This window comes from Paenibacillus sp. FSL H7-0756, assembly GCF_038006765.1.
GTDB lineage: Bacteria > Bacillota > Bacilli > Paenibacillales > Paenibacillaceae > Paenibacillus_AQ.
Window position 1 is genome coordinate 1,448,582 of the sequence record NZ_JBBOVT010000003.1, and the last position, 12,779, is coordinate 1,461,360.

At 55.0% G+C, this 12,779-nt stretch carries 4 protein-coding genes; 1 reads left to right on the top strand and 3 read right to left on the bottom strand.

Annotated features, from left to right (window positions below; genetic code table 11):
* Positions 1-50: 50 nt before the first annotated feature.
* A complete protein-coding gene (gene pgmB / locus NST04_RS32185; RefSeq protein ID WP_341187851.1) occupies positions 51-713 on the bottom strand; it encodes a beta-phosphoglucomutase in 663 nt (220 codons plus the stop codon).
* Positions 714-1,208: 495 nt separating this feature from the next.
* Positions 1,209-2,243: a LacI family DNA-binding transcriptional regulator gene (locus tag NST04_RS32190; RefSeq protein ID WP_341187852.1), complete on the bottom strand. Its 1,035-nt coding sequence runs from the start codon at positions 2,241-2,243 to the stop codon at positions 1,209-1,211.
* A gap of 585 nt (positions 2,244-2,828) precedes the next feature.
* Between NST04_RS32190 and NST04_RS32195 the strand changes: the two genes are divergently transcribed.
* Positions 2,829-10,517 (top strand): pullulanase, encoded by a 7,689-nt coding sequence (locus tag NST04_RS32195; RefSeq protein ID WP_341187853.1) that lies wholly within the window; start codon positions 2,829-2,831, stop codon positions 10,515-10,517.
* A gap of 326 nt (positions 10,518-10,843) precedes the next feature.
* On the opposite strand, the gene NST04_RS32200 is transcribed toward NST04_RS32195, so the two are convergent.
* Positions 10,844-12,592, bottom strand: coding sequence for an alpha-glycosidase (locus NST04_RS32200; RefSeq protein WP_341187854.1), 1,749 nt, complete (start codon positions 12,590-12,592; stop codon positions 10,844-10,846).
* Positions 12,593-12,779: the final 187 nt, after the last annotated feature.

Sequence of the window (12,779 nt, forward strand, 5' to 3'; positions counted from 1 at the left end):
TGCCGTTTTCTGCACCCGGAGCGAATAAGCTCAGCCTCAGTTACTATTCGTCATACCGTGGCAAAAGATTCCTTCAGCGCAGCAACTGTGAGCTGCTGCAGGGAAGGGACGACGAGCGTTGCTTCGCCTAGCGTCTCGGGAGAGCCGATGCCTACGCTGCGCATACCGGCGCGGGAAGCGGCCAGGATACCGGCTGCGGCATCCTCGAAGACGACGCATTGTGCGGGAGCGGTGTCCAGGGTCTTCGCACCCAGCAGGAAGACCTCCGGGTCCGGCTTGGCCGCGCTGGTATGCGTGCCGTCAATGATGGCATCGAAGTATGGGGTCAGGCCGGTATTGTTCAAGATGGTCATCGCGTTCTTACTGGCTGAGCCGAGGGCTACCTTGATGCCGGCTGTCCGGCATTCCTTCAGGAAGTCCAGGGCGCCGGGCAGAATCTCCGAGCTGTCCATCTTGGCGATATACCCGACATAGCGGTTATTCTTCTGCTCCGCCAGTCTGGCTTTGTCATCTTCGCTAAGCGTGATACCGCCGATCTCCAGCAGGATATTCAGCGAAGCGGCCCGGCTGACGCCCTTGAGCCGCTCGTTATCCTGCTCCGTGAAGACAAATCCAAGCTCCTCGGCCAGCTCCCTCCAAGCAATATAGTGGTACCGGGCAGTATCCACGAGAACGCCGTCCAGATCGAACAGGCAGGCATTGATTTCAGACATGTTTTGAACCTCCTAAAATGATTAGTGAATAAATAGATGTGGGCAACCCGCCAAATGGGCGGAATTCCTGCAAAAGGTGCAACATTCCTGTGCGAATTAGGTCCACGCTGGCGGAAATCCTGCAAAAGGTGCAACATTTCTCTGCACAGGAGGGAGGGCTTTAGAGTAGCCTCGAACATCCCAGAGTGTGTATCAGCCCCGGAGCTACAGGCTCTGTATCAATCCCGGAGCCAGCCCCAGGATCAGCGCTAAGGTCAGCCTAGCTCTATCACCAGCCTCCGTTTCAGCGCCGCCATCAGTCCCGGGCTCTATCACCAGTATCGGTCCCGCCGCTAGCACCAGTATCAGCATCACATTAGCACAGGGGAAACGCCGCTGCCGGCAACACTCTTCTATATCAGCGCAAACGTTTGTACAAAGCTCCAAAAAATAAATGAAGCGAAGGTCTGCTTCATTCATTTTCTTGTACATGCCTTACTGTTGCTTCTACATGTCTTAATTTCCCGGAGCATGCATAGAGGACTCCCGTACGATTAGACGGTGGGGAATGACAAAACGGTTGGTATAACCGTCTTGATTATCCGGCTTCTGAATGTTCTGGATCAGCACCTGCGAGGCTGTATAGCCAAGATGATAAATCCCGATATCAATACTGCTGATAGGAGGACTGGACAGCTCGGAGAGCGGGATATTGTTGAAGCTGACAATTGCCAGATCCTCAGGGACCTTGTACTTCAGCTCGTTCAATCCGCGCAGTACCCCGAATGAGACCATATCATCCACCGCGACAAGCGCTGTCGGACGGTTCGGAAGATTCATGAAGAAGGACATCGCCCTATAGCCGCTGTCCTGCAGGAACTCGCCTTCAACGATCCATTCATCCTTCATTTCCAGCCCCTTACCCTGCATGGCCTTGCGGTAACCCTCCAGCCTGTCGCGTGAAACGATAAGGTTCGGCGGGCCGCTGACGAAGCCGATGCGTTCATGTCCCATAGAGATGAGATGATTCGTCGCATCATAGGCGGCCATGATATTATCATTGTCCACTGACAGAATATCCTCGTAGCGGTCGCTCCGTCCAACCAGGACAAAGGGATAACCGCCCGACTGCAGAAAATCGATCACCGTATCGTCTTTACGGGAATACAGCAGAATAACGCCGTCCACACGGCGTCCCTTGAGCAGACGGGAGACAGCTTCAAGCTCCTCCTTCTCGTTCGCCCCGGAACTGATCAGCACATCATAGCCGGAGCGGCTGGACTGAGTGACGATCCCGCGGATTAATTCCATAAAAAACAAATTGGAGAACAGCTCTTCAGCCGGTTTTGGAAGAATGATGCAGATACTGTTAGTGGTCTTGGATACCAGACTTTTGGCCATCATGTTCGGGGTGTAGCCCATTTCTTCCATAATCACTTTGACCTTACGGGAAGTTTCTAAGCTGATTCTGGGATGGCCTGACAACACCCGGGACACTGTGGAGGGAGAGACCCCCGCTTTCTTGGCAACGTCCTTAATGGTAACTGTCATAGAAACCTCCTAATGGAACCGTTTGCTTTACACAGTAATATTAATCGAAGTGGGGATGATTGTAAATAGTGAAACCTCGCATATGGCGCAATCCCCGCAGCTTATGCGTTCCGGGCATCGTGAAGCGTAGTTGCTTAAGCCATTCTGAGTCTGGAATTAATCCAGGATTTGCGCAAATTCGTGCAATTTTCGGGAGGTATTTGTGCAAAAAGTGTGCAAATAGATTGTGGGATTACTAATCAATCTATTGAAAATAAGTAGTTGACAATTACTTTGCCGGGAGATTAGTATGTTAACGAATTGCAGCAAGCGTTTACAAAGCTGATTTTACAGAGATTTAAGGGAGGATCTCTGGTTGATTCCAGCAATCAATACACTACACTCTTTTTTGCAAACGTTTGCGCATGTTTCGTACTGAATCAGATTAATTTGTAGAGTTTTTAACTTTAAGGAAAAGGAGGTTCATATTCATTTAGTCTGGCCTTAAGCGGCCGTACTTACAGCATTTGTCCGTAAGGAGGGAAGAGGAATTATCCCGGCCCTGCGGGCTTAGGCACCATCAAATTCTTGGGGGGATTAACGGATATGAGATTTGCTATACGGGCTAAGAAAATGTTTACTGTCCTGATGGTTCTCGCTCTGATCTGCTCCGGCCTCGGCATTGGTCCGGCCAGAGTAAGCGCTGCGGCGGTTAAAGCGGTACTTGTTGGCGATCTGCAGACGAAGTTCGCCGGGCTGGACCCGGCGGAGACGAAGGACTGGAACGAGACCTCAACGGTAACGGAGATGACCTATAAGGGGGCGGGCTTGTACATATTCTCAGGCACACTGCCCAAGGGAACCTATGAATACAAGGTAGCTCTTAACGATAGCTGGTCGGAAAACTACGGCTACAGCAGCTATACGAATCCGAATGGAGAGGATGCCGGGGGCAATATCCGGATTTCGTTAACGGAAGAGACCCGTGTGACTTTTTATTATAATGACCTGACTAAGGCTATTGCGGATTCGACGTATTATTCCCCGGTTGCGCCGGAGCGTCTGCCACGGGTTATAGGCAGTGTGCAGACTGCGCTTGGCGATCCGGCTGAGACCTCTCCGGCGGATGCCGGGACGCTGCTTCATGATGCGGATCTGGACGGAGTGTACGAGCAGACTGCGCTGCTGCCGGCAGGTGACTTTACTTACCAGGTTTATCTGCCGGGCGCGGAACCCTCCGCAGGGACGGCTTACCCGGAACCTGCACAGGAGCTTAAGCTGCCTGCGAAGCTTCCGGTAACGTTCCAGTACCGCGTAGCGGACCATAGTGTCTCCGCTCTGTATACCGCTCCTGCCGGAGAAGGTGAGGTACAGCCGGTTCCGGCGGGCCACCTGCGGGTTCATTACTACCGTGCGGACGGCAATTATGCCGATCTGGGCTTGTGGACCTGGGGAGATGTGGCTTCCCCGTCCGCAGACTGGCCGAAGGGTGCGGTCCCCTTCCCGGCGGGACAGACGGATGCCTACGGCGCATATGTCGATCTGCTAGTCAAAGATGGGGCGAAATCGGTCTCCTTCCTCGTGGTTAACCGCATCAGCGGAGTCAAGGAGATGGAGAACGGCGACAAGACCTTCCTGATCGGCACTCCGCAGACCAATGAGGCCTGGATCAAGGAAGGCTCCAATCTGGCGACGCCTTACGAGCCGGTGTCTCTCCCGGAGAATACGGTGCGGATTCATTATTCGCGTGCGGATAACAATCAGAGCCAGTACGGCCTGTGGCTGTGGGACGATGTAGCCTCGCCTTCCGAAGGATGGCCTAAGGGCGCAACTCCGTTCGCACCGGAGCATAAGGATGCTTACGGTGCTTACGTTGACATCCCGCTCAAGGAGAACGCGAAGACGATTAGCTTCATCGTCATGAAGCCTGTAAGCGGTGACAAGGATGGTCCGGCAGGCAATGAGAATAAAAGCTTTACACTGCTGGACCGCTACAATCAGCTATGGGTGAAGGAGAATGATCCGAACGTCTACACTTCTCCTTTCGGCGAGACGCCGATTGGCCTGTTGTCTGCGGAGGTGCTGTCTGCCGGCAAGCTGGTGCTGGGCTTCACTATGACGGACGGGCTGGACCCTGCTGCGCTGAAGGCCGCTATTACCGTGAAGGATGCGGAAGGGACGGCCATTCCGGTCACAGCGGTGACGATTACGGGCGGAGGCACCCTGGAGGTGGCTACTGGTGCTTTTGACCTGGGCAAGATTCCGCTCCGTGTAACTTACGCCGGGACAACGGTATCCGCTTCCACCGGCTGGAGAATGCTCGATGAGATGTACAATTACACCGGGGATGATCTGGGAGCCACGTACCATCAGGACGATCATTCGGCAACGCTGAAGCTGTGGGCGCCGAAGGCAAGCTCTGTAACTGCCGTGGTATATGATGCAGCGGATGCTGACCGCACGGTTGGCCGTGTGGAGCTGACCCTTGGTGAGAAAGGTGTCTGGTCGGCCCGGCTGAGAGCCGCTGATCTCGCAGGTGCACCCGGTGCCGGGGATGTGAGAGGCTTTTACTACCAGTATGAGGTCACGAATGATGCGGTCACCCGGCAGGTGCTTGATCCCTATGCCAAGTCGATGGCGGTGTTCACCGTGAATACGGCGGGGGAAGCAGGCGCAGGCGGCGATACGGTCGGCAAGGCGGCTATTGTTGATCTCACCACAACAAATCCGCCAGATTTCAAGGCGGCAGATATTGCGGGTTATGAAGAGCGGGAGGATGCGGTAATCTATGAGGCCCATATCCGGGACTTCACCTCTGACCCTGCGATTCAGTCCAGTCTGGGCGGGGAGCGTTGGGGCTCTTATGCCGCTTTTGCCAAAAAGCTGGATTATATCAAGTCCCTTGGGGTGACCCATATTCAGCTGCTGCCGGTCATGGCCTGGTATTACGGGGATGAGACGCGGATGGACGAGCGGGAGCCGGATTACTCGGCTCAGGGCAATGAATACAACTGGGGATATGATCCGCACAGCTATTTCTCCCCGGATGGGGCGTATTCCCAGCATCCGGCTGACCCCGAAGTGCGGATCAGAGAGCTGAAGGGCCTGATAGACGCGGTGCATGAGGCCGGAATGGGCGTTATTCTTGACGTGGTCTATACCCATATGGCCAAGAAGGAATTGCTGAACGATATTGTGCCCGGATATTATGCCTTCCAGGATGCGCACGGTAATTTCATTGGCGGCTTCGGCAACAATCTGGCGACCAGCCACAAGATGGCCGAGAAGCTGATGGTGGATTCCGTGAAGTACTGGTTCGAGGAATATAAAATCGACGGGATGCGCTGGGACATGATGGGCGACGCCACAGCAGACGCCGTCCAGGCGGCTTATGACGCTGCGGCTGCTATCAATCCTAAGGCGCTGTTCATCGGCGAAGGCTGGATTACCTTCGGAGGAGATGCGGGTGAGCCTGATCTCAAAGGAAAAGGCGCAGACCAGAAATGGATGGACAAAACGGACAGCGTCGGCGTGTTCTCCGATGAATTCCGCAACGAGCTGAAATCGGGCTTCGGCTCGGAAGGAGAGCCGCGCTTCATTACCGGCGGTGCGCGTGATCTGAATACGATCCTAAATAATATCAAGGCCCAGCCATCCAATGTTCCGGCGGATGATCCGGGCGATATGGTGCCTTATATCGAGGCGCATGACAATCTGACACTGCATGATGTGATTGCCTTAACGCTCCGTAAGAATCCGCAAATTGCGGAGAATGAGCTGGAAATCCAGAAGCGGATCAGGCTTGGCAATCTGCTGCTGCTGACTTCACAAGGAACAGCCTTTCTTCATGCAGGACAGGAATACGGGCGCACGAAGCAGTGGATGGCGGCAGGCGTTCCCGAGCAGAAATATACTGAGGTCCGGGATGCCGGGGACCAGTCGGTCAGTTATTTCATCCACGATTCCTACGATTCGTCTGATAGCGTGAATAAGTTCGACTGGGCTGCAGCAACGGATGCAGTGAAGCATCCGGTACAGAATGAGACCAGAGCCTATACGGCCGGACTGATCCAGCTCAGGAAATCGACCAATGCCTTCCGGCTTGGCGATATAGGGCTGGTGAATGCCAATGTCAAGCTGATCCAGGCTCCGGAAATGAAGGCGCAGGATCTGGTCATCGGCTACTCCAGCAAGGCTACGGATGGAACAGGCATCTATTATGTCCTCATGAACGGCGATAGCAAGGCGAGAACGCTGACTTTGCCGGAGGATCTGTCCGGGGCAGAAGTGCTTGCCGACAGCGATCAGGCCGGAACACAAGCGATTGCTCCGGCGGAGCAGAGCGGCTTCCGCGTGAACGCTGAAACGATTACGATCGACCCGCTTACCTCGGTGATCCTGCGCAAGGAGGCACCGGCAGCGGTGTTAACCAAGCTGGCAGCCGACAAGTCTGCCTATACACTGCAGGCGGGCGGCACACATCAGGCCAAGGTGACTGCCACCTACGATGACGGAGCCTCAAGCACCGTTACCGCCAAGGCGCAGTATGTATCGGATAAGCCGGAGATTGTCACGGTTACGAGCAAAGGTCTGATCAAGGGATTGAAGGCAGGCTCGGCTACCCTAACGATTACGTATGGCGGCTTGTCCGTTCAAGTCGCGGTTGAAGTCACCGCTCCTCCGGCGGACAGCAAGCGGTATGTGCAGTTCACCTACACTCGTCCTGACAAGGACTACAAGGATTGGAGTGTATGGCTGTGGTATACCGGAGCCACTGACGGCGAGGTTAAGCTGCCGGAGCCTGAAGAAGGTTCCGCAAGCTCCAGCGTGCTAATCGAGGTGGGCAAGGAGGCCACCCGGGTAGGCTTCGTGCTGATCAAAGGCCTGGACTGGGCAGACAATAAACAGGATATAGCGGAGGACCGCTATATTGAGCTGGCGCCGGGCGAGCTTTTCACCAAAGTCTATGTCACCAGCATGGTTCAGGAGCTTAACGTGATGCCGGCTATCCGTGGTCCGCTCCTGCAAGGAGAAGCTGTAACGTTCCTCTACCGGGATGACGAGCTGTTCCGCAGCGGGGATATGTCGGCCATTACGGAAATGAAGGTGAAGGTGAACGGAACAGAATATCCGATGACTTATGATCCGGCTAAGGAGTGGTTCAGCTACCGGCTGGAAGGACTGCAGGAGGGCACTTATAAATATAGCTTCCTGATTACCAAGGATGGTGTAACCCGCGGGCTGACGGACCCGCACAATACGGTGGACGGCGAATCGGTGATCCGCTACCACAAGCCGGAGGTGCAAATTACAGCAGAAGCCAGCCCGCCTGCGGTGAACTTCAATGAGAACGCTGTGATTACGGTAAAAGTAGCCTCTGCGGAGGAAGTGTCCTACACGGATGCTTATCTCGATCTTACTGAACTGGGCGGGCCTGCCGAGGTCAAGCTCGATACCGGGCTGATGCAGCAGACCGTGTCGGTGAAGCAGGATGTAACGGCCGGACTTAAGGAGATTCCCGTGGTCCTGGTGGACCAGTACGGCAATGTGCACCGGCAGACGGCTGAGATAGAAGTTAAGGCCAGAACGTATAGCGGCGCAAAGGCGGATTTTGACTGGGAGGAGGCACGGATCTACTTCGCACTGACTGACCGCTTCAAGGACGGCGACCCTGATAACAATGAGAATGTGGATACAACCCATCCTGAAGCGTATCACGGCGGCGATTTCAGAGGGATGATTGATAATCTCGATTACCTGAAGGAGCTTGGCATCAACACACTCTGGATTACACCGGTTGTCGATAATATCGATTTCAACCAAGGGGTAAGCTTCGGCGGCAAGCAGTATGCCTACCACGGGTATTGGGCGAAGGATTTCACCAAGCTTGATGAGCATCTGGGTGATATGGATACCTTCAAGGAGCTGATTGACAAGGCGCATGACCGTGGCATCAAAATCATGGTCGATGTTGTGCTGAATCATACCGGCTACGGGCTGAAGGAGAGCGACGAACAGTCTGGAGTGACGGCAGAGGACAAGGCGCGCTTTGCAGGTATGCTACGTACAGACGGAGTACAGGCAGACAAGGATGTCATCCGGGGCGAACTGAGCGGGCTCCCGGACTTCCGCACCGAAGATCCTGCAGTCCGCGAGAAGCTGATCGCCTGGCAGACCGGTTGGCTGGATAATGCACGTACAGAGCGCGGAGATACGATTGACTATTTCCGGGTAGATACGGTTAAGCATGTGGAGGATACGACCTGGAAAGCGTTCAAAAACGCGCTGACCACGATTGATCCAAGCTTCAAGCTGGTGGGCGAATACTTCGGCGGAACCGCCGATAATGACGGGGGGACGCTGCAGAGCGGCCAGATGGACGGGCTGCTGGACTTCGGCTTCAAGGAGCAGGCGAAGCGGTTCGCCGGCGGGTCCATTACCGCTGTCGATGCCTATCTCCAGGAGCGTGAAGCGAAGATCAGCAACACCCGCATGATGGCGCAGTTCCTGAGCAGCCATGATGAAGACGGCTTCCTGTCCGAATACGTGGACGGGGACAAAGGCAAGCTCAAGGTTGCCGCCGCCCTGCAGATTACAGCCAAAGGCCAGCCAGTTGTCTATTACGGCGAAGAACTGGGCCGCTCAGGCAAGAATGCGGGCAATATGGCTGAGGGAGAGTTCAGCAGGAACCGCGGGGATATGCCGTGGGATCAGCTTGCCGCTGAGCAGGGGCTTCGCGATCACTACAAGAAGCTGTTGAATATCCGTGCGAATTATTCTGAAGTGTATGCCAGAGGAACCCGCAGCTGGCTGGCAGGTAATGATGAGTCCGGGTATTTAGCCTTCAACAAGCAGTATGGCAAAACGAATATTGTGACGGTTATCAACAGCAAGGCGGAAGGTCTGAACGTGGAGATTCCTGTTCCGTATGCCCCTCTGTCAGCAGTGAAGGATGAATATAGCGGCAAGGAGTATACGGTATCTGCTGCCGGGAAGGTTAGCATTGATCTGCCGGGCAGAGATGCTGGCGGTACGGTCATTCTGTCGGCGAAATCCGAGGTGGTGGTGCCGACGCCAACGCCAACGCCAACACCGGCGCCAACAGCAACAGCAACGCCAGCACCGGTGGTAGACTCCGGGAGTACTCCGGTGACAACACCTTCGCCTAGCGCTGCTGCGGTTCCGGGAGATACCCAGGAGATCAGTGAAGCGCAGCTCAGTGCAGCCAAGGACGGCCGATTGGAGCTGCGTCTGGAAGCGGGCAAGACAGCGGTACTGCTCCCGCTCGGGGCAGCCAGTTTACTGGGCAAGAATGAGCTGGTCATACGCTCGGAGGAGATGTCTGTTACGCTCCCGAGTGCAGTACTGGCCGATGCTGGTAACAGGGTTCAAGGAGCGGATGCAGCAGGATCGCGGATTCTGCTGGAGCTTCGTCCGCTGAGTCCGGATGCGGTACAGGAGGAGGTCCGCAGGCTCAGTACAGAGAACAGATTAGCAAGTGCGGAATCTGGAATCTTCGAGCTAAAGCTGCAATTGATCAAGCAGGACGGCACGCGCCTGCCTGTTAGCTTATTCAAGCAGCCTGTAACCTTAACGCTGAAGCTTACAGGCCAGCCGGTGAAGGATTGGACAGGTGTATTTAGTCTGGAGGATGGCGGTGCGCTTCGGTACATGGGGGGAGCAGTCCAGACGGACGGTTCCTACACGGCGGCAGTTACACAATCCGGCAGGTACGCAGTGCTTGAGGTGCATACCTTATTCAAGGATGTACCGGTCACCCACTGGGCTTCTGCTGCAATTACATCGCTTGCTGCGAAGCAAGTCGTTACCGGAGTGAACGCTGAGGCCTTTGAACCGGCCCGGAAGGTGACACGTGCGGAGTTTACGGCACTGCTGATGCGGGCCTTGGGACAGTCCGGTCAAGGGCAGACAACGTTCGAGGATGTCCGTCCGGGTGCGTGGTACGCCTCTTATGTAGAGGCAGCTGCAAGCTTGGGCATCGTCAGTGGACGCAGCCGCAGCTCCTTTGCGCCGGATGCGGCCATAAGCCGTGAGGAGATGGCTGTGATGGCTGTCCGTGCCCTGGAGTTCAAGCAGGGAGAGAAGCTGGCAATGGCTGCGCCACCGGCCGGGTATGCAGATGCTTCCGGCATTCGTGAATGGGCGAAGGCTTATGTCAATGCCGCTACAGCCTTGAAGCTTGTAGAGGGCAGAGAGCAGCGGCAGTTCATTCCGCAGGGGCTGCTGACGCGTGCAGAGAGCGCGCAGGTGATCTATAACCTGCTTCGCCAGTAAGCCTGTATAAGTCGGATTCATAACGAAACAGGGTATTCCGCCAGCCTGACGGCTTCTGCGGAATACCCTGTTTGTGTTGCCGGTAATTGCCGGTGTATGGTGTATTCGGTAGAAATAAACCTCCAGCTGGTTAGCTTTCATCTTCCGCCAAATGCATTTTATCGGCCTGGATTGTGTTTGGAGCATACGTTGACTAACCAATTGCATTTCGTACACTAGAAACCTCCGAATTGGCCGTTAAATCGGACGCTATTGTAGTTCGTACATTTGCCCTCGTTCAAGCGTATACAGCAGATCCAATCCATAAATTTATACCTGACAATACCTTAGGACATCTGGGCCTGAAGTACAGCGAAGCCGTATGCCGGCAGCCGCAGTGACAGCTTGCCTCGTTCGGCGCGGAGCGCTTCGCCGGTCCAGAGATTCTCCCAATTGCGTTCCTGAACATCCAGCCGGAAGGTCTGCACCGTCTCCTCCGTATTGATCAGCACGATGATCAGATCATCGTCCAGACTGCGCTCGTAGGCCAGCTTACTGCCCCCGGCTCCGGCTTCAAGGAAGGTGAAACGTCCGGTACGCAGCGCCGGGTGGCTGCCGCGGATCTCAATCAGCTTACGGTAAAAGTTGAACAAATCGCGGTCCTGCTTCTCCGGGTCCCACTCCATGCATTTCCGGCAATCCGGGTCTCCCCCGCCATCCATTCCGATCTCGTCCCCGTAGTAAATGCAGGGCGTGCCCATGAAGGTGAACTGGAACAGCGCAGCCAGCTTCATGACATTCTTATCACCCTCTGCCACAGTCAGCAGCCGCGCAGTATCATGGCTGTCGAGCAGATTGAAGGCAACCTCGCTGGCCTGGAGCGGGTAACGGGACAGCTGTCTGCCGATCGAATGGGCGAAGCCTTCCGCATCCAGCGTTCCGTAGACGAAGAAGTCAAGCACCGCATCCGTGAACGGGTAGTTCATGACGGCATCGAATTTGTCGCCTTCCAGCCAAGGAGCTGATTCATGCCAGATCTCGCCCAGAATGTAAGCCTCGGGGTTGGCACGCTTCACCACTTTGCGGAAATCACGCCAGAATTCGTGATCCACCTCGTTGGCCACATCCAGACGCCAGCCGTCGATGCCGACCTCCTTAATCCAATACTCTGCGACCTTCAGCAAATATTCCTTCACCTCAGGATGCTCTGTGTTCAGCTTCGGCATCAGCGGCTCGAAGGCGAAGGCATCGTAGGTCGGAATATTGTTCACGACCTGGAGCGGATATTCCCGGATATGGAACCAGTTCTTATACTCCGAATCCTCACCCTTCTCCAGCACATCCACGAACGGGGCGAAGGTACGGCCCGCATGGTTGAAGACCGCGTCCAGCAGCACGCGGATGCCGCGCTCATGACAAGCATCGACCAATCTTTTCAGCGTGTCCACATCACCGAAATGCGGATCGACCTGCATATAGTCCTCCGTGTCATATTTGTGATTGGTGGTGGCAGTGAAGACAGGTGTGAAATAAATGCCCGTAATGCCCAGCTCCGTCAGATGGTCGAGATGATCAATGACGCCCTCCAGATCTCCGCCGAAGAAATTATCCGGCCGGGGGGTTCCGCCCCAAGGCTCCACATTAGCAGGGCTTATGCCGGGATTGCCGTTCGCGAACCGTTCCGGGAAAATCTGATAAAACACCGCATCCTTGACCCAGGCCGGAGGCGTGAAGACATCACCGCGGCTTATGTAGGGGAATTCAAACAGCCGGTTGGGATTCGCGGGACGCTCCTTTTGGAAATCACTCTCTGTCATCCAGATCCGGTCCTGGCCCTGCTGCAGCAGGAAGCCGTATTTCAGCCTGCGGTAGAGCGGCACCGATTCGCATTCCCAGTAATCGAACATCGCATCGGAAGTGAACAGGGTCATCGGAATCAATTCCTTAGTGGTGTCCCAGGCATATTTATCACCCGCCCAGGCGAAAACCTCCGTCAGATCCCCCTTCTTGGCCCGCAGCCGCAGGTGGATGGTGTTGTGATCATAGGCATACGACCAGTTCAGACGGGGACGATGATACACGGCTTCTAATAACATAATAATTCCTCCTAGATTTAGTTTGGCTATATAGATTGAACTTAGATGTTTAAGGTTAAGGGAAAAGTGGCGGAGGGGAATTTTGGAACTGGAGGAGCGGTAGCGCCCGCCTTTGTATTTGGATTTCTACCGCGTAGAGCGGTTTCTAATCAGGAAATCTAAATACAACAGCGGCTGGAAGTCCAAA